Raw genomic sequence first — 20,226 nt, forward strand, 5'->3', positions numbered from 1 at the left:
CGCACCGTCTTCGTTGAAGCAGGCGACGAACCTCCCATGATCGAAATCAGCCACGTCAACAAATGGTACAGCCCGACCTTCCAGGTGCTGAAGGACTGCACCACGTCCGTCGCCAAGGGCGAGGTCGTGGTGGTCTGCGGTCCCTCCGGCTCCGGCAAGTCGACCCTGATCAAGTGCGTCAACGCGCTGGAGCCGTTCCAGGACGGCACGATCACGATCGACGGCCTCAAGGTCAATGACTCGAAAACCAACTTGCCGAAGCTGCGCTCGCGCGTCGGCATGGTGTTCCAGCACTTCGAGCTGTTTCCGCACCTGAAGATCATCGACAATCTCTGCCTCGCCCAGCAGAAGGTGCTGGGCCGCGGCCATGAGGAGGCCTCCGCCAAGGGGATGAAGCTGCTGGAGCGCGTCGGCCTCAAGGAGCATGCGCAGAAATTTCCGGCGCAGCTCTCCGGCGGCCAACAGCAGCGCGTCGCCATCGCGCGCGCGCTCGCGATGGATCCGATCGCCATGCTGTTCGACGAGCCGACCTCGGCGCTGGATCCGGAGATGATCAGCGAGGTGCTCGACGTCATGGTCGATCTCGCCCGCGAGGGCATGACCATGATGGTCGTCACCCACGAAATGGGCTTTGCGAAAAAGGTCGCCCACCGCGTCATCTTCATGGACCGCGGCGAGATCGTCGAGGACGCCAAGAAGGAAGAGTTCTTCGGCCAGCCCCGCAGCGAGCGCGCGCAGCAGTTCTTGTCGAAGATCCTGTCGCATTGATTGAGCCCGTCATTCCGGGGCGCCCGCAGGGCGAACCCGGAATCTCGAGATTCCGGGTTCGATGCTGCGCATCGCCCCGGAATGACGGCGGGAGAAACGAACGACGTCCGCATGACTGTGCGTGCGCCGATTACAAAGGAGAAGCTACCTTGGACCCGATCGCTTACGTCAACGGCGCCTTCGTGCCGCTCTCCGAGGCCAAGGTCTCGGTGCTCGATCGCGGCTTCCTGTTCGCCGACGGTATCTATGAAGTCGCTGCCGTGCTCGACGGCAAGCTGGTCGACAGCGACTCCCATCTCGCCCGTCTGGAGCGCTCCGTCGGCGAGATCGGCCTCGCGCTGCCGGAGAGCCTTGCGCGCATCGAGGAGCTGCAGAAGGAGTTGGTCGCGCGCAACAAGCTCGACCAGGGCATGGTCTACCTGCAGGTCACCCGCGGAGCCGACAAGGGCCGCGACTTCCCGTTTCCGAAGGGCGACGTCAAGCCGACGCTGGTGATGTTCGTCACCGCGAAGAACATCGTCGATGCACCCTCGGCGAAGACCGGCATTGGCGTCATCACGGTGCCCGATATCCGCTGGGCGCGACGCGACATCAAGAGCGTGGCGCTGCTCGCGCAGGTGCTGGCGAAGCAGGCGGCAGCAGTTGCCGGCGCTGGCGAAGCCTGGATGGTCGAGGACGGCCACGTTACCGAGGGCGGCTCGTCGTCGACCTTCATCCTGACCCAGGACGACGTCATCGTGACCAGGCCGAATTCCAACGCGATCCTGCCGGGCTGCACCCGCAAGGCGGTGGTCAAGCTCGCTGAGGAGCGCCAGCTCAAGGTCGAGGAGCGGCTGTTCACGGTCGACGAGGCGCTGGCCGCCAAGGAAGCCTTCATCACCAGCGCGAGCTCGTTCGTGCAGCCGGTGGTCACGATCGACGGCAAGCCGGTCGGCGACGGCAAGCCGGGACCGGTGGCGACGCGGCTGCGCGAGATCTATGTCGATTTTGCGCGCGCGACGGCGGTGTAGTCTGGCCACAGAGCAGGTGCAGCATCGAAACTCGTTTGCATTGTCCGGCGCTTTGCTATCGTGACGAAGCAACAGAAAACTGCAGGGAGGAGTTTTGATGCGTAATCGCTGGGGCGCGCTCGCGGCTGGTTTGGTGATGACCGGTGCGGTGCTGAATTGGATCGGGACGGCGTCGGCCGATGACGGCTGGGTGACGTTGGTGGACGGCGACAAGAAGGTCGAGTTCACCGAGGTCGGCAAGGCCAATTGGGCGGCCAAGGACGGCACCTTGATGGCCGACAAGCTCGACGGCAAGGGCCCGTCCTATCTGGTCACCAAGACCAGCTACAAGGATTTCCAGATCAAGGCCGAGTTCTGGGTCGACGACGCCGCCAACAGCGGCATCTTCATCCGCTGCGACCAGTCGGACAAGATCGACTCCAACATCTGCTACGAGGTCAATATCTTCGATAAGCGGCCCGATCCGAAATACGGCACCGGCGCGATCGTCGACGTCTCAAAGGTCGATCCGATGCCGAAGGCCGGCGGCAAGTGGAATACCTACGAGATCACCGCCAAGGGCACGCGGCTGACCGTGATCCTCAACGGCGAGAAGACCGCCGATGTCGACGACAGCAAGCACGCGGCTGGGCCGATCGCCCTGCAATACGGCTCGGGCGTGGTGAAGTTCAAGAAGGTGCAGATCAAGCCGCTGTAGCGGCCGTGGCCGCCGCGCATTCCGGGCAGCGTCGCTGGCCGCGGCTCGCACGGTAGAGCCCCTTGCAGTACCAATGGCGCGCCATCATCTGCAGGGGATGACGCGCCAGCCGGGCCAGCGTCACCAGTTCGAGCATGGCGGGCATTGCGGACTCCTTTGCATGATTTCGATGAGATGGGGCGGCGCTTCGATGACCGAAGCGTCGCTCCAGTCGCATCAGCCGTGCAGCTTCTTTGCGGTCTCGGCGATGACGCGGCCCTGGTAGCGCGCCCCCGCGAGTTCGTTCTCGCTCGGCAGCCGGCTGCCGTCGCCGCCGGTGATCGTGGTCGCGCCGTAGGGCGAGCCGCCGGTCACCTCGTCGAGCTTCATCTGGCCGGCGAAGCCGTAGTTGAGGCCGACGATGGTCATGCCGAAATGCAGGAGGTTGGTGATGATCGAGAACAGCGTGACCTCCTGGCCGCCATGCTGGGTCGCGGTCGAGGTGAAGGCGCCGCCGACCTTGCCGTTCAGCGCGCCCTTGGCCCACAGGCCGCCGGCTTGGTCGAGGAAGTTGGCCATCTGCGAGGCCATGCGACCGAAGCGGGTGCCGGTGCCGACGATGATCGCATCGTAGTCGGCGAGCTCGTCGATCTTGGCGATCGGCGCGGCCTGGTCGAGCTTGTAGTGCGATGCCTTGGCGACGTCGGCGGGAACGAGCTCCGGCACGCGCTTGATGTCGACGGTGGCGCCGGCTTCGCGGGCGCCTTCAGCGACCGCGTTCGCCATCGCTTCGATGTGGCCGTAGGCGGAGTAGTAGAGCACGAGAACCTTGGTCATGATAGTCTCCGTGGGAATGATGAGAACGATTGTCCCGGCCTGAGGATCGGCCGGGATCGTGACGACGAGTTAGGCGGCGTCGACCAGCACGAGCTCGGAATCTTCGAGCGCGGTGATCTTCAGCGTGGCTTCGTCGCGGATGGCGGCGCCGTCACGGGCGTTCACGCGAACGCCGTTGACCTCGACGCTGCCCGCGGCCGGCACGAGATAGAGGTGCCGGGCCTTGTCCGCCGAATACTCGGCGGTCTCGCCGGCCTTCAGCGTGGTGCCAAGCACGCGGGCTTTGGCGCGGATCGGCAGCGCGTCACCGTCATCGGCGAAGCCCGAGGCCAGCGTGACGAGCTTGCCGGAGCGGTCGGACTTCGGGAACGGCTTGGCGCCCCAGGTCGGCTGGCCGCCATCGGTGGTCGGCTCGATCCAGATCTGGAAGATGCGCGTGGTGGTCGGCTCGAGATTGTACTCGGAGTGGCGGATGCCGCTGCCCGCGCTCATCACCTGGACGTCGCCGGCCTCGGTGCGGCCCTTGTTGCCGAGGCTGTCCTGGTGCGTGATCGCGCCTTCGCGGACATAGGTGATGATCTCCATGTTGCGGTGGGGATGCGCCGGGAAGCCGGTGTTCGGCGCGATCTCGTCGTCGTTCCAGACGCGCAGCGCGCCGTGGCCCATGTTGCTGGGATCGTAATAGCTCGCGAACGAGAAATGGTGCTTGGCCTTCAGCCAGCCATGGTCGGCGCCGCCCAGCGCCGCAAAGGGCTTCAGTTCAATCATGGGTCTGCTCCTGTGGTTGCGACGGTCGGCCGGGGCCGCCGTGCTGTTGGGCATTGGAATAAGGGAGCTGTCGGAGTATAGAAATAGAAACTGTTGAAACCTATTGTTTCCAAAATCGAGACTTGAGCCGATGGCGCGACTTCCAGATTTCGAGGCAATGGCGATCTTCGCCAAGGTGGTCGAGCTGCGCTCCTTCGCCGGCGCGGCGCAGGAGCTCAGCCTTTCCAAGGCCTCCGTCTCCAAGGCCGTGAGCCGGCTGGAAGAGCGTCTGGGCACGCGGCTGTTCAACCGCACCTCGCGCCGCCTGGCGCTCACCGACGCCGGCCAGCACTTGTCGGAGCGCGCCGCGCAGTTGCTCGCCGATGGCGAGGCGGCGGAGACCGAGGCGCTGGCGCAATCGCTGACGCCGCGTGGCTTGGTGCGCTTCGCCGTGCCGATGACCTTCGGCGTCAAGAAGATCGCGCCGCTGCTGCCGGGCTTCCTGGAGCAGTATCCGGAGGTCTCGATCGACCTGCACATGAGCGACGCCACCGTCGATCTGATCGGCGAGGGGTTCGATCTCGCGCTGCGCATCGCGCGGCTGCCCGACTCTTCGCTGGTCGCACGCCGCCTCTGCGCGATGCCGCGCTACACAGTCGCGGCGCCGTCCTATCTGAAGCGCCACGGGCGGCCGACGCACCCGATGCATCTCGCCGAGCACAAATGCTTCGGCTACGCCTATCTCTCGACGGCCGGCGTCTGGCACTACACGAATGCAGCCGGCGAGCAGGCGAGCGTTCGACCCGCCGGACAGCTGCGCGTCAACAATGGCGAGGCGCTGTTGCCGGCCGTCGTCGCCGGGCTTGGGATCGCCGACCTGCCGGACTTCATCGTCGCTGACGCCATTGCCTCCGGCGCGGTGGAGGTCGTGCTGAAGGGCTGGAGCCAGCCCGAAGGCGCGATGCATCTGGTGATGCCGCCGGGCGGCCCACGGCCCGCGCGCGTCGAGGTGCTGACGGAGTTTCTGGTGAAGGAACTCGCCAAGGGAAAGCGGGGGCGGCCCAACTAATTGCGTCGCTGCAGTGCAATTCCAGGCGCAGGACACGTCACGGTGAAATCTCGCTTTGCCCGCTTGCAGACATTCGCGCTAGCATCTCGACAACACAAGAAGACGTGCCGGGGGAGAGCTGCCGATGAATCGCCGCGGGTTCCTGCAGACTGCCGCTGCGTTGCCGCTCGTTGGCGGATCGCTGACGATGCTAGCGTCCGCGGAGGAGATCTATCCTAACCGCACCATCACCATGATCGTGCCGTTCCCCGCCGGCGGGCAGGCCGATCTGGCGGCGCGGCCGGTTGCGGCGGCCCTCGAACATATTCTCGGCAAGCCGGTGATCGTCGACAACCGTGCCGGCGGTGGCGGCGGCTCGGTCGGCAACGCGCAAGCGGCGCGAGCGGCGCCCGACGGCTACACCTTGCTGATGACGCTGTCGTCGCTTGCGGTGCTGCCTGAGGCCGATCGGCTGTCCGGCCGCACGCCGTCCTACGAAGTATCGCAGTTCGCGCCGATTGCGCGCGTCCTGGCGGATCCAACGCTGCTGGCGGTCCCCGCGTCCTCGCCGTGGCGAACCCTGAAGGAGTTCATCGACGACGCCTACAGGAGGCCGGGCGAAATCCCATACGGTTCATCCGGGCCCTATGGCACGCTGCACGTGGCGATGGAGATGTTTGCATCGCGGGCAGGGATCAGGCTGCTGCACGTCCCCTTCCGCGGCGCCGGCCCGGCGCTGACGGCGCTGCTCAGCGGCACCGTGCAGGCGATTGCCGCGGCGCCGGGTACGCTGAAGCCGCAGGTGGATGATGGAAAGCTCCGGGTTCTGGCGAACTGGGGCGCAACACGCGTTGCCAGCTTTCCGGAGGTGCCGACCTTCATCGAGCTCGGCTATCGCGATGTGGAGATGTACATCTGGGCAGGTCTGTTCGCGCCGCGGGCGATTCCCCCCGGGGTCATGAAGCGCCTGCGCGAGGCGATGGCGCAGGCGGCGGCAAGCCCGGACGTGTTGAAGACGTTCGCCGCGGTCGGCAGCGCCGTCGCCTATCAGGATGCCCCGGACTTCGCCAAGTTCATGGAGGCCGACAGCGCGCGCCTGATCGCCGCGGTGCGGCGGATCGGCAAGGTGGAATAGCTACGGGCGCGACACCTCGCAGACGTCGACCCATTCGGCTGATGTCAGCTCGGCCATGCGATCCGGCGTGATCTTCACCGCGCTGTGGGTGGAGCCGGCCGCGGGCACGACGATGTCGAACTCCTTCAGCGAGACATCGCAATACACCGGCAGCGGCGACTTCAAGCCGAACGGGCAAACCCCGCCGACCTCGTGCCCCGTGATCTCGGCGACCTCGTCGAGCCCCAGCATCTTGGGCTTGCCGCCGAACAGCGCCTTGACCTTCTTGTTGTCCATACGCGCATGGCCCGCCGCGACGATCAGGATGACGCGGTCGCCGACGCGCAAGGACAGCGTCTTGGCGATGCGGGCGGGCTCGACGCCATAGGCCTCGGCTGCAAGCGCCACGGTCGCGGAGCTCTGGCTGGAGACGAGGACATCGATGTCGGGGGCTTTTGCGGCGAAGAAGGCGCGGACGGATTCAAGGCTCATGCGTGTTGACGATCTCAGGCAATTCGGACAGCGCAGCAATACGATAATCAGGCGCAAAACCCAACTCGTCCATCTGGGTGCGCAGCGCCTTGAACAGCGTGAGCGGCGCGACCAGATCAGTCTTGACGCAGGCCGCCGCCATCGCCTGCGGCGTGATGCGCTCGATCCAGGCGACGTTGAGGCCGAAGGCCTTTGCGCCGCCGACGTCCCAGGGATTGGAGGAGACGAACAGCACGTCGCGAGGCGCAAGCCCGAGCGTCTCTTCGATCAGCGCATAGGCTTGCGGGCTCGGTTTGAAAACCTGGCGGGCATCGACGCTGATGACGGCATCCAGCAAATTGTCGAAGCCGCTCGCCCTGACGAGGCTGTCGAGCATCGCGGGGCTGCCGTTGGAGAGGATCGCGAGCTGACGATCCTTCATCGCAGCGAGCGCAGTCCGCGCGTCCGGGTAGGGATCGAGGTCGAGATATTTGGCGATGATGCGATCGAGCGTGGACGCATCGGCATGCAGTCCGAGAACGCGCAGCGTGTAGAGCAGCGACTCGCGGGTGACGACGGCAAAATCCTCGTAACGCTGCATCAGCGAGCGCAGCCAGGTGTATTCGAGCTGCTTGATCCGCCAGATCTGGGTGATGATGTCGCCATGGCCCGGGAAGGCCTGCTCGGTGACTGCCGCGACTGACTGGATGTCGTACAGCGTGCCGTAGGCATCGAAGACAATAGCTTTGAACGGCACGGCGCTCACCTATCGAAAAGCAGGTGGGCGCGATGACCGATGGCCACCGCGCCTGAAGCGATGTCAGATCCCGAGCAGCTTGCGCGCGTTGGCCTTCAGCACCTTCGGCCGGATCTCCTCGCGAATATCCAGCTTGGCAAAGTCGGCCAGCCAGCGGTCGGGCGTGATGACAGGCCAGTCCGAGCCGAACAGCATCTTGTCCTGCAGGATCGAGTTGATGTAGCGCACCAGGATCGGCGGGAAATACTTCGGCGACCAGCCCGACAGGTCGATATAGACGTTCGGCTTGTGGGTCGCGACCGACAGCGCCTCCTCCTGCCAGGGGAAGGAGGGGTGGGCGAGGATGATCTTGAGGTCGGGGAAGTCGGCCGCGACGTCGTCCATGTACATCGGGTTCGAGTACTTCAGCCGCATCCCCATGCCGCCCGGCATGCCCGAGCCGACGCCGGTCTGTCCGGTGTGGAACAGCGCGATCGCGCCGCCGTCGTTGATGGCTTCGTACAGAGGGTAGGCAAGGCGGTCGTTGGCGTAGAAGCCCTGCATGGTCGGGTGGAACTTGAAGCCGCGGACGCCATACTCCTCGATCAGCTTGCGCGCCTCGCGGACGCCGAGCTTGCCCTTGTGCGGATCGATGGAGACGAACGGGATCAGCACATCGAGATGGTCGGAGGCGACCTCGAGCATCTCGTAATTGTTGTAGCGGCGGAAGCCGGTCTCGCGTTCGGCATCGACCGGGAAGATCACCGCGGCGATGTTCTTCGAGCGGTAGTACGCCGCGGTCTCCGGCACGGTGGGCGGATGCTTGTGCGGCGATTTGAAATAGTCGGCCATCTGGGCCTGAAAATCGTCGTAGCCGTCGTCCGCATGCATGCCGCAGGGCTCCTCGGCATGGGTGTGGATGTCGATGGCGACGACGTCGTCGATCTTGGGCAGAGCGAGCTTGGGCATGGGCGTTCCCGGCGGTTGGTTTTTGGCTTTGTGAAATTGATTATAGAATATAACAAATTTGGCAATCGGCAATTGAGCGTGAGCGGGGGACCCGGTCTGCCTGGCCGCATGGCTGGTGGCCGGGTCTGTTGAAGTCGGCGCCGCAATCGTTGACATCGCCGAAGTCGGTGGTTAGAAACCGGCCACTCCGGGCGGCTTGGTCGCCAGCGGAAATCCATTCCTATTTGCCACTTCCGGCCTGTCCAACACGGCCTTTCAAACGTATCAGGATGTCCCATGAAGGTCCGTAACTCGCTGAAGTCGCTGCGTGGCCGCCATCGCGCCAACCGTCTGGTCCGCCGCAAGGGTCGCGTCTACGTGATCAACAAGGTCCAGCGCCGCTTCAAGGCGCGCCAGGGCTGATCCACTCGATTCACCCGTTCGCGGGGGCTTCTCACAGGTCTTTGAGGCGCGTGCTGCTTTGCAGGACGCGCCTGTTGCGTTTAGACTTGCGGGATGGCCATGCGATCCCTGCGGGCAATCCTGCTCGCCACCCTCGTCGTCTCGGTTCCGCACCTCGCCCTTGCGCAAGGGGAGCCGCGGGCCGGCGCCAAGCCGAAGCCGCCGGAAGCGCCGTCGAAGCTGCCGAAAGTCGGCGCCGACAAGACCAAGGGGCTGGATTTCCTGTTCGGCGCCCTCAAGGCCGCCCCCGACGAGATCAGCGCCAAGCATGTCGAGGCGCGGATCTGGGCGATCTGGCTGCAGACCCCGAGCGATACCGTCGCGCTGCTGATGTCGCGCTCGAAAGCCGCGATGGATGCGAAGAAGAACGAGGTGGCGCTCAAGCTGCTGGATTCGGTGATCAAGCTGCGGCCCGATTATGTCGAGGCCTGGAACCGACGGGCCACCCTCTATTACCTGCAGAACGACTACGGCCGCTCGCTCGCCGACATCCAGCAGGTGCTGGTCAGGGAGCCCAGGCATTTCGGCGCGCTCGCCGGGCTCGGCATGATCATGCAGGACCTGGGCGAGGAAAAGCGGGCCCTGGACGCCTTCCGCAAGGCGCTGGAGGTCAATCCGCACCTCGACAAGGTGCCGGAGCTGGTCAAGACCCTGACCGAGAAGGTCGAGGGCCGCGACATCTAGCCCTAATGGCCGATTAACCATGTCCGGACGGCCGTTCTTGCCGGCCGATCCGCGCCATCCCACCTGCCGTTGATCGGAGGACATCCGGCGAGGAGATGACGCAATGAGGCGTGCGGTGCTGACGGCAGCGCTCTTGGGAGTGACGGCTTCGGCTGGGATGGCCGAGGATCCGGATCTGTTCTGGGTGGTCGGCAATCGCGCCACAAATCGGTGCGAGATCGTGACCAGCAACCCGGTCATCTCGATCATGGGCGATATCTGGTTCGCGTCCGGCCCGTTCAAGTCGAAAGACGACGCCAAGCTGGCGCGATCGACGATCAACGCGTGCCAGAACAAGGACATGACGCAGGAAGACTGATCGGCTTGCCCGGCAAGCGGGCTGTCGGTCAGTGGAACGCGGTGCTGCGGCGGTCCGGCATGCCGTACTGCGCGGCTGCGGCATAGAGCTGCGCGATCTCGGCCTCGAGATGCTCGTTGACCAGCAGCAGTGCCTTCAGCGCGCCGCGGAGATCGCCATTGCAGCTCGCGACGATCTCGTCGATCGCAGACTCGCTCGAACGAACACTCATCGGTAACCCCCTCCCAAAACACCAAACAAAACGCAGGGCCGGTCATCGTAGTTCGACGCCACAATGACCCGACCGGAAGTAATTCACGGTCATCAGCCGATTGCGAGGAAAAGTCCCGACCATGGTTATAAAATGGCCGACGACGCGGTGATGACAGGATTCCCGGGTGAAACGACCGGATGCGGCCACTGGATCTGCAACCCTCGCCGATCGCGGCCGTAACTGTCTTGGTGACAGGCAGAAAAATACCAATGATTTCAATGTTCTTGGTGGGCATTTTGGCAGTGCTCGCGCTCATCACCCGTGCCGGCGTCGTGGTCGTCGAGCGCCGCTATCCGGCCCAAGGGCAGGCCATCGATGTCAACGGCGCCAGCATCAATCTTGTGGATATCGGGCCCCGCGACCTCCGGACGCCGCCTTTGTTGCTGCTTCACGGCGCCAGTTCGAACCTTGAGGCGATGCGCAGACCGCTTGGCGACATGCTCGCGCAGCGCCATAGGGTGCTGCTGGTCGACCGTCCCGGCCACGGCTGGAGTCAGCGCGACCGCGACGAGGACTCCACGCCGGCTGCGCAGGCGCGGATGCTGAACGAGGCGCTCGGCCGGATCGATGTCGGGCCGGTGATCCTGGTCGTGCATTCCTGGAGCGGCGCGCTCGGCCTGCGCATGGCGCTGGACTTCCCGGACCGGGTCGCCGGCCTGGTGATGCTGGCGCCGGTGGCCTATCCCTGGCGCGGCGGGGTCGGGCAGTACAACGCTGCGGTGACGATGCCGGTGGTCGGCCCGCTGCTCGCCCACACCATCACGCTGCCGCTCGGCCTTGCCTTGTTGGGGCCCGGCGCCCGCGGCGTGTTTGCGCCGCAGCCGATGCCGGACGATTTCGTCGACCAGAGCGCGACGGCGCTGCTGCTGCGTCCGCGCGAGTTCCTGGCCAATGCGCGCGACCTCGTCACGCTCAAGCAGGCGGTGATCGAGCAGTCGCCGCGCTATGGCGAGATCAAGGCTCCCGTCACGATCCTGGCCGGTGATGCCGACAAGACTGTTTACACCGACATCCATGCAAGGCGGCTGGCGGAGGTGTTGCCCCAGACCCGCCTGATCGTCGTTCCCGATCTCGGCCATATGGTCCAGAACGCCGTGCCGGAGCTCGTGGTCGGCGAGGTCGACCGGATGGTCGGCGCGCTCACCGCGCGTGAGGCTGCCGCGCCTTGAAAACGAAAAAGCCCCGGCGCACGGCCGGGGCTTCGAAGGCTGCGCGGGGAGTGCGCCGCCGCTTACTGCTTCTGCTTGCCGTCCTTGTCGAACGACGAGACATAGGCCCAGAGATTGTTGATCTCGGTCTCGTTCTTGATGCCGGCGAAGGTCATCTTGGTGCCGGGGATCTTGGCCTTCGGATCCTTGATGTATTCCTTGAACACGGCCTCGTTCCAGGTGATGCCCGAGTTCTTGTTGGCTTCCGAATAATTGTAGTCCGGCACGGTGCCCGACTTGCGGCCGTCGAGGCCGTTCAGCTCCGGGCCCACCTTGTTCTTCGCACCTTCGCCGATCGCATGGCAGGGCAGGCACTTGTTGAAGGACGTCTTGCCGGCGGCAGCGTCCTGCGCCAATGCGGCAGTCGCCAGCGACGAGGAGGCGAGGATGACGAGCGCGCTCAAGGTCAATTTCTTCATGGATCAGGCTCTGTGGGTTACGAGACAAGTCTGTGAGGAGGTTTGTTGCATGGCCTCCACGCTCACACAAGTCGCTCGGCGCGATACGGTTCAGCAATATCGTCGCGATCTTTGCGCGGCCACAAACAGCGAAACCCGCGCGGCCGCCTACCCAAAGCGCCGCGGTTGTGGTTGATATGGCGGCGGAAATCGACTTCAGGAGAGGCGCGCAATGGCGATCATGATGCCGGAGGCTGATTCTGCGGTGCTGGCGCGCCGAGGCGAAATCGTTGCTGCACTGCGCGCGATCGTGCCGGGCGAGGGCGTCATCGACAGCGCCGCCGAGATGCTGCCCTACGAGTCCGACGGATTGATGGCCTACCGGCAGCCGCCGATGGTGGTGGTGCTGCCGGAGACGACGGCGCAGGTTTCGCAGGTCCTGAAATACTGCCACCAGCAAGGCATCAAGGTGGTTCCGCGCGGCTCCGGAACCTCGCTGTCCGGCGGCGCTCTGCCATTGGCCGATGGCGTGCTGCTCGGGCTCGGCAAGTTCAAGCGCATCCGCGAGATCGACTTCGACAACCGCGTCGTGGTCACCGAGCCTGGCGTCACCAACCTCGCCATCAGCCAGGCGGTGGCGCATGCCGGCTTCTACTACGCGCCCGATCCGTCGTCGCAGATCGCCTGCTCGATCGGCGGCAATGTCGCGGAGAATTCCGGCGGCGTGCATTGCCTGAAATACGGCATGACCACCAACAACGTGCTCGGCTGCGAGCTCGTGCTGATGAATGGCGAGGTGTTGCGCATCGGAGGCAAGTGCACCGAGAACGCCGGATACGACCTGATGGGCCTGATCACCGGCTCGGAAGGCCTGCTCGGCGTCGTCACCGAGGTCACCGTGCGCATCCTGCAGAAGCCGGAGACGGCGCGCGCGCTGATGGTCGGCTTCGCCGAGGTCGAGGCCGCCGGCGAATGCGTCGCCCGCATCATCGGCGCCGGCATCATCCCCGGCGGCATGGAGATGATGGACAAGCCGGCGATCCACGCGGCGGAAGCCTTCGTCCATGCCGGCTATCCGCTGGATGTCGAGGCGCTGCTGATCATCGAGCTTGACGGCCCCGGCGTCGAGGTCGACGAGCTGATCAGCCGCGTCGAAACAATTGCGAATGGCTGCGGCTCGACCACCTGCCGCATCTCCACCTCGGAGGCCGAGCGCAACCTGTTCTGGGCCGGCCGCAAGGCGGCCTTCCCCGCGGTGGGCCGCATCTCGCCGGACTATCTCTGCATGGACGGCACCATCCCGCGCGGCGCGCTGCCCAAGGCCTTGGCGCGCATCCGCGAGCTGTCGGAGAAATATCAGCTCGGCTGCGCCAACGTCTTCCATGCCGGCGACGGCAATCTGCATCCCCTCATCCTCTACGACGCCAACAAGCCCGGCGAGATGGAGCGCGCCGAAGCCTTCGGCGCCGACATCCTGCGCTGCTGCGTCGAGCTCGGTGGCGTCCTCACCGGCGAGCACGGCGTCGGCATCGAGAAGCGCGATTTGATGCCCGACATGTTCACCGAGATCGACCTCAACCAGCAGCAGCGCGTGAAATGCGCGTTCGACAGCCAGGGGCTGCTCAACCCGGGCAAGGTGTTTCCGACCCTGCACCGCTGCGCGGAGCTGGGGCGGATGCATGTGCATGCGGGCAAGCTGGCGTTTCCGGATCTGCCGCGGTTCTGAAGCGGCGACCGCTCTCTCCACGTCATTGCGAGGAGCGCAGCGACGAAGCAATCCAGAGTCGTGGGCGGGACCCTGGATTGCTTCCGCCTTCGCTCTTCGAGCTTCGGCGGACAAGTCGCTCCGCTCGCAATGACGCGGAGAGAGTCGCCCGAACATTTCGCATCCCGCCTCGCAGACACACTGCCCGCCCATGTGAAGACTCTCTCCCCACGTCATTCCGGGGCGCCCGCAGGGCGAGCCCGGAATCCATAACCACAGGCCGCTGTGTGGGGCACGCCGGCAGTTCCATCTCGTTCCAACAACATCCGCTCGGGGTTATGGATTCCGGGCTCATCGCTTCGCGATGCCCCGGAATGACGACGGAGAGAGCCTTGCCTCCATCCACGTTCCACCCCTCAGACACACGCCCGCCATCCCGCGGCGTCCTCCGCCCAGGTGATGCGACCGTCCGCCCTCCAAACCAATCGAGAGGGCACGGGGAATGCCGGGTGAAGGCCTCACCCATGGCCCGCCTGCAACAAAAAAAGCAGGCGGCAGTCACCACAGGTTCAGCCGGACATCCGGCATTCCCCGCGTGGCGGTCTTAACGCTTATACGTGCTCGCCCCGGGGATCGGCGTTCTTGTCCCCGTCGCCGACGCGACGCACAGAGGGTCATCGCCGGCTTGGCCTCAGCACCGGGAGGCCAGGCCCACACGATTTCACGTCCGCGTCGAAATCGTTCGTCGGCATGACACGAGGTCACGCTGCGACCCGACACGGCCACCACATCCCCACCCCACGTATCGTGACGACCGCGCGTACGCCCCTCTCGGAGGGGTGGGATGAACGAATTGTATCATGATTTCCGTAAAAGCGAAATAAATAAAGTGGGCACCCGGGAAAAATTAGCCGTCGATGTTCAACGCGCACGAAACTAATTTTCCCGCGCAAGCGAACGTACTGTTGCCGCCCCCATTACACGCTGAGACTAATGCAAGCTCGCACGGGCACTTTTGCCCGATGAAAGGCGCTATGGACCCATGCACGTGATGGTTGTATAAAATGATCGAAAATCGGCATTTGAAGCGCTGATCGGCTGGAGGGCGCATGAGGCTTGAGCGCATTTGCATTAGAAATTTTCGATTGTTGCGACGATTCTCGATTGACTTGGCTAGGAATAAGACGACGACGGTGCTCGTCGGACCGAACAACAGCGGTAAGACCTCGGTCATGGAGGCCCTGCAACTATTTGTAGGAGCTGGCGGGGAGCCTAGACGAAGATTTTCCATCCATGACTTCGCGCATGTCCGGCGGAAAGACTTCGCGCATATAGAGTCCAAGCTGACTGCGATAGGAAGTGAGGAGGATGCAATAAAATTGCTCCGCCGGTTCGCCCCAAGCATCAGGATGGAGCTAAAATTCCGCTATGCGGATGAAACGGCAGATTTAGTCGTTGCGAACGAGTTGCTCATGTCCCTTGAAGTCACCAGTGACGTGATAGCTGTCCGTATCGAATACGCAATCGATAATGCAAGAGGTCTGTGGGTTGACTTCAAGGCCCGCACTGACAAGACGCAGACGCTCTTCGAGTTTCTGGCCGGAAACCTTCAACTCTATTACAAAGTCAAGACTTACAAGATCTCCGAAGATGGTTCAAAGGCGCAGGCGCTCGATAGCAACGAGGTGCTCAATCGGCTTATTAAGATCGATACAATCTCAGCGCAGCGGCATCTCGATGATGAGGAGGCAACCGGCGCTGCAAAGCTGTCGCGGCTCCTGCATGATCACTACAACCGCTATTATAAGGTGGAGCATGCCGAAGGCGCCAAAGACATCGAAGATGCTATCAAGAGTAGCTCCGAAACTCTCACCGGAAAGTACGTCGGGGCTTTTGGACGGCTTACAGGGCGGCTCAAAACCTTCGGCTATCCCCAGGGGCACGCATCACCTGATCTGTTGATCAAAGCTGAAATGACCGCAGAGAAAATCTATCGGGATAGCACACGAATCTATTACGCGAGCGAGCATACTTCTATCGGGGGTGTCGTCACGAAGTACGAGCTTCCGGAGAAGTACAATGGCTTAGGCTACAAGAATCTAATTTTCATTGTGCTCCAATTGGAATCGTTCCGAGCGGCTCTCGAGTCTATGCCTAAGGATAAGCCGCGGGTCCATATCATCGCCTTGGAGGAGCCTGAAGCTCACCTTCATCCACAAATGCAGAGTGTCTTCATTAGAGAGATATCAAGGGCGCTTGAGCACACCGACGGCGTTACCGCGCAGGTCATTCTTTCTACGCACTCGTCTCATATGGTGTCGGGGTCGGATTTTGATCCTATCCGCTACTTCAAGCGCAAGGGACATGAGGTTTCCGTAAAGGATTTGTCGGCGTTGCCGCTCGGTAAGGATGATGGTACCGTCTTAAATTTCCTGCGGCGCTACATGAAGAGCACGCATTGCGAACTCTTTTTCGCGGATAAGGCTATATTTGTCGAAGGTCAGGTCGAACGCTTGTTGCTGCCGCTGATGATCGAGAAATTTGCAAGTAAGAAAGCTGGGTCGTTTTTGGCAAGCCAGTACATAAGCATTTCCGAAGTGGGCGGCGCCTATGCGCATATTTTCAAGCCTCTGATCGATTTTCTCGGCGTACCGACGCTCCTGATTACTGACTTGGACTCTGTAGATGACGATGGAAAGAAATGCCCGGTTGCGGACGGAAAAAGTACCAGCAATGCAGCATTGAAAAGTTGGCTGCCGGGCAAAAGCGTGTTGACGGACCTAATGTCATGTGATGCGCCCGCTAAAACGGAAGGGCGCGTTCAAGTATCATATCAGGTAGAGGAGAATGGAAGTTGTGGTCGCTCCTTTGAAGAGGCGTTTGTCTATGCTAACGTTGACTGGTTGAAGAGCAACCATACTAGCTTGCTCGCGTCGGGCAAGCTATTCGACGAAGTCGCAACCAAGGATTTGGTGGCGAGTGCATACCAGCTGTGTGCCCGACTGCCTAAGGTAGATTTTGCGCTGGACTTGGTTGCTCACGGAGGCTGGGATATTCCTAAATACATCTCCGATGGCCTTGAATGGCTGGCGCAGCAGGGGTCTTGAAACATGAAGACCACTGAGGCTGATGAAAAGATCGAAAGGTGCGTTGAGGAACGCAAGAGTTTCTTGCTCGACGCGGGTGCGGGATCTGGCAAGACCGCATCTCTTATCCGGACCTTGAACCAAATTCGTGGTAGTCAGCGGCGCCGATTGGTTGCTAATTCACAGAACGTCGCCTGTATTACGTTCACTAATGTCGCGAAGAACGAAATTATCGAGAGAACGGAGGGGGACGATCTTTTCAAGGTGTCTACGATCCACGACTTCCTCTGGAATTCGATAAAGCCGTTTCAGAATGAATTGAAGGTGGCGGTCGAGCTTGTTAATGAGCGGCTACCCGCCAAAAGTAAGCGCAGAAAAGATCCGGCCGAATTGAAAGCGGCTTTGGCAGAGGTTCAAGGAATCTCGTACTCGGATCGCGGCGGAAATTTTCTTGAAGGACGCATCTTTCACGATGATCTTCTGGAAGTAGCGCAGGTTATGTTCAAAACATATCCCATGCTGTCGCGACTCGTCGCAGCAAAATATCCGTACATCTTCGTGGACGAGTATCAGGACACGAACGAAAAGGTTATTTCTTCATTGCTCGACTGCATTTTGGTTACGAAGAGTCCCCCGGTAATAGGCTTCTTTGGCGACAAGATGCAGAGCATCTACTCCGATGGCGTCGGCGAGTTGTCTGAGGGGTATTTGGCAAAGCTGGAGCTTATACAAAAGGAAGAAAACTTCCGTTGCGCAACGACGGTTATCGACGTTCTCAACGGAATACGCTCCGATATCAAGCAAAAGCCAGCGGGTCAGAATCCGGTTGGATCGGCCATCTATCTCAACCTCCATCGGGCCAACGCCGACGAAGTTGTCGACGTCGCTAAAGCCTTGGTCCGTGAAAAGTTTTCGTGGCAGTTTGCTGATCGCGATCTCCGCGTGCTCTTTCTGACGCACCGGCTGATCGCGCGTAAGGCAGGATACGAAAATCTATTTGCTGCATACAACCAGCGGGGGGGCTTCTCGCAGGAGCAGTTCCAGACCGGGGAAGATGCTAATGGAAAATTTCTATGTAATGAGATCGATGGATTGGTGACGGCCTGGAAGAGTGATGACGCCGGTACTGTAATATCTTTGCTTCATCGCAATCAGCGGGTGGTTGCTTCGAAGAAGGATAAGAAGCGGGTCAAAGAAGCGCTAGATAAACTCGCGGCGTTGGTGGTTGCCAACGCGAGTATCGGCGATGTACTGAAGTATGTACGCGATGTCGACCTTCTGCCGCTTATTGACCAACTCAATTACTGGCTCAATCCTGAAGTATGTGGCAACATCGCTAATGACCCTGAGTCCGAAAGGGATCGCACGTTTTTCAAGGCTCTGTTTTCAGTGCCATTTAGGGAGATTTCGGCTTATCGCGCAGTATTGGAACGAAACCTTCCTTATTCTACCAAGCACGGCGTGAAGGGCGACGAGTTTGATACTGTTATGGTCGTTCTTGATGATGTCGGAGCTAACTGGAGCCAATACTCGTTCGGAAATCTGCTAGCGGGCAGCGATTTAAGCGAGGCGCGCCTTCAAAGAACCCGAAATTTGTTCTACGTGAGTTGCTCTCGAGCAAGACGCAATTTAGCTGTAGTCGACTTGGCGGCCCCGGGAGCCAGCATAAGTAAGATCCAGAAGCTGTTCGGTAAGGACAATTGCGTCTTTTGATACAGTCTTGATTGGTCGTCGCGCTCACGGGGGTAGGACGGGGTGCAATGCGTAGTCTGCCGCGTGTCGAGAAGGGGTGCCCGGTTATGCTTCGCTAACCCGTCCCAGGAACGGGTAGACAGAGGTGCTGAAGACATTGGCTCTTCGGTCGGCGGATAGGAGCCGTCGCTGCTTCACAATCGGGAACTCTCCTTGGCGGGGCGGTCCCCTCATCCACCATCTCCTCCTCCCCCATCCCCTTGTCCCCGCACGATCTTTTCCCCACCCCGGGCTGCCCTTTTCCCCCATCATGCTCTAGAACGAGTCCAACGCCGGTGGCCGCGCATCGCGCCACCTGTCATCATCAACAAGCAAGCAAGGCGAGCAGTGGTGGACGCCCTCAAAGTACGCAATGCGGCCGATGTGGAGGAGGTGGTCCGCGCGGCCATCGCCAGTGAGCAGCCGCTCGAGGTGATCGGGCATGGCTCGAAGCGCGGGATCGGGCAGGTGACGGCGACCAATGCGGTGCTGGATCTGTCGGCGCTGAGTGCGGTCGTGGCCTATGAGCCGAACGAGCTCATCATCACGGCGCAGGCCGGTGCGCCGCTGGGCGACCTGCTGTCGCTGATCGATTCGAAGAGCCAGCAATTCGCGTTCGATCCCATGGATACGGGGCCGCTGCTCGGAACCACGGGCCGGGGAACGCTGGGCGGGATGATCGCGGCCGGGCTGGCGGGATCGCGGCGCGTCCGCGCCGGCGGGGTGCGGGATCATCTGCTGGGGGCGCATGCCGTGTCCGGCTTCGGCGAGAGCTTCAAGACCGGCGGCAAGGTGGTGAAGAACGTCACCGGCTATGACCTCTGCAAGCTGCTGGCGGGCTCCTGGGGGACGCTGGCGGTCATGACCGAGGCGACGCTGAAGGTGATGCCGCGGCCGGAGGCCGAGCGCACGCTGGTGCTGCGCGGGCTCGACGATCCCAGGGCCAATTTGGCGATGACGGCGGCACTGGGCTCGCCGTTCGACGTGTCCGGCGCGGCGCATCTGCCGGCGTCGTCGCTGCGGCCGGAGGTCGAGGGCCTGGGCGCGGTCGGCTCGCCGCGCGAGGCGGTGACGGTGGTCAGGCTCGAGGGCATCACGGCCTCGGCCGTGCATCGCGCGGGATCGCTGGCCAAGCTGCTGGCGCCGTTCGGCGCTGCCGAGGTGATTGCGGATGACGCCTCGGCAGCGATCTGGAGCGCGGTGCGCGATGTGCTGCCGTTCGCGGCCGATGGCCAGCTCGGCGCCTGGACGGTGTGGCGGATCGTCTGCCCGCCGGTGTCCGGCGGCGCGCTCGGGCAGGCGCTGGCGCGGCAGACCGGGGGCGAGGTGATCTATGACTGGGGCGGCGGGCTGATCTGGGCGGCGCTGCCGCCGACGGCCGACGGCTCGGCCGGCCTGGTGCGCAAGCTCGCAGGCGCTGCCGGCGGTCATGCCACCTTGCTGCGCGCCTTCGACGAGGTGCGCCAGGCGGTCGATGTGTTTCCCCCGCAGCCATCCGGCGTCGCCGCGCTGGAGGAGCGGGTTCGCGTGTCCTTCGATCCGAAGGCTGTTCTCAACCGCGGCCGTCTGCGTCGGAGCGTTGCGTCATGAAGACCGAATTCACCCTGGCGCAGCTCGCCGATCCGGATATCGCGGTGGCCGACAAGATCCTGCGCGCCTGCGTGCATTGCGGCTTCTGCACCGCGACCTGCCCGACCTATGTGCTGCTCGGCGACGAGCTCGACAGCCCGCGCGGCCGCATCTACCTGATCAAGCAGATGCTGGAGAAGGAGCAGGCGCCGACATCGGACGTGGTCAAGCACATCGACCGCTGCCTGTCGTGCCTGTCCTGCATGACGACCTGTCCGTCGGGCGTTCACTACATGCACCTGGTCGACCAGGCGCGGGTGCGGATCGAGGAGACCTATCAGCGGCCGCTGACCGACCGGCTGTTGCGCGCCGTGCTGGCCTATGTGCTGCCGCGGCCGCGCGAGTTTCGCTGGGCGA

At 62.7% G+C, this 20,226-nt stretch carries 22 protein-coding genes; 14 read left to right on the forward strand and 8 right to left on the reverse strand.

Annotated elements, in window-relative coordinates:
* Positions 1-36: 36 nt before the first annotated feature.
* The 3 genes from BRAO375_RS17930 to BRAO375_RS17940 all read left to right on the forward strand — a co-directional run bounded on the left by BRAO375_RS17930 (position 37) and on the right by BRAO375_RS17940 (position 2,475).
* Positions 37-768, forward strand: coding sequence for an amino acid ABC transporter ATP-binding protein (locus BRAO375_RS17930; protein ID WP_009028880.1), 732 nt, complete (start codon positions 37-39; stop codon positions 766-768).
* A 149-nt stretch (positions 769-917) separates the two neighbouring features.
* A complete protein-coding gene (locus tag BRAO375_RS17935; RefSeq protein ID WP_009028881.1) occupies positions 918-1,778 on the forward strand; it encodes a D-amino-acid transaminase in 861 nt (286 codons plus the stop codon).
* 97 nt (positions 1,779-1,875) lie between these two features.
* Positions 1,876-2,475: a 3-keto-disaccharide hydrolase gene (locus BRAO375_RS17940; protein ID WP_009028882.1), complete on the forward strand. Its 600-nt coding sequence runs from the start codon at positions 1,876-1,878 to the stop codon at positions 2,473-2,475.
* Here the strand turns inward: BRAO375_RS17940 and BRAO375_RS38070 are convergent.
* From BRAO375_RS38070 to BRAO375_RS17950, 3 genes are all read right to left on the reverse strand, one after another.
* Positions 2,462-2,620: a hypothetical protein gene (locus tag BRAO375_RS38070; RefSeq protein WP_175345332.1), complete on the reverse strand. Its 159-nt coding sequence runs from the start codon at positions 2,618-2,620 to the stop codon at positions 2,462-2,464. The two genes, BRAO375_RS17940 and BRAO375_RS38070, sit on opposite strands and share 14 nt — an antisense overlap.
* Positions 2,621-2,691: 71 nt before the next feature.
* A complete protein-coding gene (wrbA, locus tag BRAO375_RS17945; protein WP_009028883.1) occupies positions 2,692-3,291 on the reverse strand; it encodes an NAD(P)H:quinone oxidoreductase in 600 nt (199 codons plus the stop codon).
* 69 nt (positions 3,292-3,360) lie between these two features.
* A complete protein-coding gene (locus BRAO375_RS17950; protein ID WP_009028884.1) occupies positions 3,361-4,059 on the reverse strand; it encodes a pirin family protein in 699 nt (232 codons plus the stop codon).
* Between the two features lie 130 nt (positions 4,060-4,189).
* Here BRAO375_RS17950 and BRAO375_RS17955 point away from each other — a divergent pair, with 130 nt between their 5' ends.
* A complete protein-coding gene (locus BRAO375_RS17955; RefSeq protein ID WP_009028885.1) occupies positions 4,190-5,107 on the forward strand; it encodes a LysR family transcriptional regulator in 918 nt (305 codons plus the stop codon).
* Positions 5,108-5,231: 124 nt separating this feature from the next.
* Positions 5,232-6,221: a Bug family tripartite tricarboxylate transporter substrate binding protein gene (locus BRAO375_RS17960; protein WP_009028886.1), complete on the forward strand. Its 990-nt coding sequence runs from the start codon at positions 5,232-5,234 to the stop codon at positions 6,219-6,221.
* Here the strand turns inward: BRAO375_RS17960 and BRAO375_RS17965 are convergent, their stop codons facing one another.
* The 3 genes from BRAO375_RS17965 to BRAO375_RS17975 form a co-directional block, all read right to left on the reverse strand.
* Positions 6,222-6,692 (reverse strand): YbaK/EbsC family protein, encoded by a 471-nt coding sequence (locus BRAO375_RS17965; protein WP_009028887.1) that lies wholly within the window; start codon positions 6,690-6,692, stop codon positions 6,222-6,224.
* Entirely contained in the window at positions 6,682-7,428 is a 747-nt protein-coding gene (locus BRAO375_RS17970) for a haloacid dehalogenase type II (RefSeq protein ID WP_009028888.1), read from the reverse strand. The genes BRAO375_RS17965 and BRAO375_RS17970 overlap by 11 nt, the downstream gene beginning before the upstream one ends.
* A 63-nt stretch (positions 7,429-7,491) precedes the next feature.
* Positions 7,492-8,376 (reverse strand): 4-hydroxyphenyl-beta-ketoacyl-CoA hydrolase, encoded by an 885-nt coding sequence (locus tag BRAO375_RS17975; RefSeq protein WP_009028889.1) that lies wholly within the window; start codon positions 8,374-8,376, stop codon positions 7,492-7,494.
* A gap of 276 nt (positions 8,377-8,652) precedes the next feature.
* On the opposite strand from BRAO375_RS17975, the gene ykgO reads away from it, so the two are divergent.
* The 3 genes from ykgO to BRAO375_RS17990 all read left to right on the forward strand — a co-directional run bounded on the left by ykgO (position 8,653) and on the right by BRAO375_RS17990 (position 9,859).
* Complete coding sequence (ykgO, locus tag BRAO375_RS17980; protein ID WP_006611362.1) at positions 8,653-8,778, forward strand: type B 50S ribosomal protein L36; 126 nt, start codon at positions 8,653-8,655, stop codon at positions 8,776-8,778.
* A gap of 93 nt (positions 8,779-8,871) precedes the next feature.
* Positions 8,872-9,501 carry a tetratricopeptide repeat protein gene (locus BRAO375_RS17985; RefSeq protein ID WP_035640911.1) on the forward strand — a complete coding sequence of 210 codons (630 nt, stop codon included), beginning with the start codon at positions 8,872-8,874 and terminating at the stop codon, positions 9,499-9,501.
* Positions 9,502-9,604: 103 nt separating this feature from the next.
* Entirely contained in the window at positions 9,605-9,859 is a 255-nt protein-coding gene (locus BRAO375_RS17990) for a hypothetical protein (protein WP_009028891.1), read from the forward strand.
* A 28-nt stretch (positions 9,860-9,887) separates the two neighbouring features.
* Here BRAO375_RS17990 and BRAO375_RS17995 read toward each other — a convergent pair whose 3' ends face one another.
* Positions 9,888-10,070, reverse strand: a complete 183-nt coding sequence (locus BRAO375_RS17995) for a hypothetical protein (protein WP_009028892.1) — start codon at positions 10,068-10,070, stop codon at positions 9,888-9,890.
* Positions 10,071-10,321: 251 nt separating this feature from the next.
* Between BRAO375_RS17995 and BRAO375_RS18000 the strand changes: the two genes are divergently transcribed.
* Positions 10,322-11,281 (forward strand): alpha/beta fold hydrolase, encoded by a 960-nt coding sequence (locus BRAO375_RS18000; RefSeq protein ID WP_009028893.1) that lies wholly within the window; start codon positions 10,322-10,324, stop codon positions 11,279-11,281.
* Positions 11,282-11,343: 62 nt separating this feature from the next.
* Here the strand turns inward: BRAO375_RS18000 and cycA are convergent, their stop codons facing one another.
* Positions 11,344-11,739 (reverse strand): cytochrome c-550 CycA, encoded by a 396-nt coding sequence (gene cycA / locus BRAO375_RS18005; RefSeq protein ID WP_006611367.1) that lies wholly within the window; start codon positions 11,737-11,739, stop codon positions 11,344-11,346.
* Positions 11,740-11,950: 211 nt separating this feature from the next.
* Here cycA and BRAO375_RS18010 point away from each other — a divergent pair, with 211 nt between their 5' ends.
* From BRAO375_RS18010 to BRAO375_RS18030, 5 genes are all read left to right on the forward strand, one after another.
* Complete coding sequence (locus BRAO375_RS18010; protein WP_009028894.1) at positions 11,951-13,444, forward strand: FAD-linked oxidase C-terminal domain-containing protein; 1,494 nt, start codon at positions 11,951-11,953, stop codon at positions 13,442-13,444.
* Positions 13,445-14,532: 1,088 nt separating this feature from the next.
* Positions 14,533-16,530: an ATP-dependent nuclease gene (locus tag BRAO375_RS18015; RefSeq protein WP_009028895.1), complete on the forward strand. Its 1,998-nt coding sequence runs from the start codon at positions 14,533-14,535 to the stop codon at positions 16,528-16,530.
* Between the two features lie 3 nt (positions 16,531-16,533).
* Entirely contained in the window at positions 16,534-18,222 is a 1,689-nt protein-coding gene (locus BRAO375_RS18020) for a UvrD-helicase domain-containing protein (RefSeq protein WP_009028896.1), read from the forward strand.
* A 369-nt stretch (positions 18,223-18,591) separates the two neighbouring features.
* Complete coding sequence (locus BRAO375_RS18025) at positions 18,592-19,830, forward strand: FAD-binding protein (RefSeq protein ID WP_009028897.1); 1,239 nt, start codon at positions 18,592-18,594, stop codon at positions 19,828-19,830.
* A partial coding sequence (locus BRAO375_RS18030; protein WP_035640914.1) for a 4Fe-4S dicluster domain-containing protein occupies positions 19,827-20,226 on the forward strand: 400 nt, incomplete at its 3' end. The genes BRAO375_RS18025 and BRAO375_RS18030, both read left to right, overlap by 4 nt.

Source organism: Bradyrhizobium sp. ORS 375, from assembly GCF_000239775.1.
Taxonomy (GTDB): Bacteria; Pseudomonadota; Alphaproteobacteria; order Rhizobiales; family Xanthobacteraceae; genus Bradyrhizobium.

Coding starts and splice junctions, on each gene's coding strand:
- BRAO375_RS17950 (WP_009028884.1), bottom strand. CDS start 4,059: ATGATTGAACTGAAGCCCTTTGCGGCGCTGGGCGGCGCCGACCATGGC.
- ykgO (WP_006611362.1), top strand. CDS start 8,653: ATGAAGGTCCGTAACTCGCTGAAGTCGCTGCGTGGCCGCCATCGCGCC.
- BRAO375_RS38070 (WP_175345332.1), bottom strand. CDS start 2,620: ATGCCCGCCATGCTCGAACTGGTGACGCTGGCCCGGCTGGCGCGTCAT.
- BRAO375_RS18020 (WP_009028896.1), top strand. CDS start 16,534: ATGAAGACCACTGAGGCTGATGAAAAGATCGAAAGGTGCGTTGAGGAA.
- BRAO375_RS17960 (WP_009028886.1), top strand. CDS start 5,232: ATGAATCGCCGCGGGTTCCTGCAGACTGCCGCTGCGTTGCCGCTCGTT.
- BRAO375_RS17955 (WP_009028885.1), top strand. CDS start 4,190: ATGGCGCGACTTCCAGATTTCGAGGCAATGGCGATCTTCGCCAAGGTG.
- BRAO375_RS17975 (WP_009028889.1), bottom strand. CDS start 8,376: ATGCCCAAGCTCGCTCTGCCCAAGATCGACGACGTCGTCGCCATCGAC.
- BRAO375_RS17985 (WP_035640911.1), top strand. CDS start 8,872: ATGGCCATGCGATCCCTGCGGGCAATCCTGCTCGCCACCCTCGTCGTC.
- cycA (WP_006611367.1), bottom strand. CDS start 11,739: ATGAAGAAATTGACCTTGAGCGCGCTCGTCATCCTCGCCTCCTCGTCG.
- BRAO375_RS17965 (WP_009028887.1), bottom strand. CDS start 6,692: ATGAGCCTTGAATCCGTCCGCGCCTTCTTCGCCGCAAAAGCCCCCGAC.
- wrbA (WP_009028883.1), bottom strand. CDS start 3,291: ATGACCAAGGTTCTCGTGCTCTACTACTCCGCCTACGGCCACATCGAA.
- BRAO375_RS18015 (WP_009028895.1), top strand. CDS start 14,533: ATGAGGCTTGAGCGCATTTGCATTAGAAATTTTCGATTGTTGCGACGA.
- BRAO375_RS17930 (WP_009028880.1), top strand. CDS start 37: ATGATCGAAATCAGCCACGTCAACAAATGGTACAGCCCGACCTTCCAG.
- BRAO375_RS18010 (WP_009028894.1), top strand. CDS start 11,951: ATGGCGATCATGATGCCGGAGGCTGATTCTGCGGTGCTGGCGCGCCGA.
- BRAO375_RS17990 (WP_009028891.1), top strand. CDS start 9,605: ATGAGGCGTGCGGTGCTGACGGCAGCGCTCTTGGGAGTGACGGCTTCG.
- BRAO375_RS17940 (WP_009028882.1), top strand. CDS start 1,876: ATGCGTAATCGCTGGGGCGCGCTCGCGGCTGGTTTGGTGATGACCGGT.
- BRAO375_RS17995 (WP_009028892.1), bottom strand. CDS start 10,070: ATGAGTGTTCGTTCGAGCGAGTCTGCGATCGACGAGATCGTCGCGAGC.
- BRAO375_RS18000 (WP_009028893.1), top strand. CDS start 10,322: ATGATTTCAATGTTCTTGGTGGGCATTTTGGCAGTGCTCGCGCTCATC.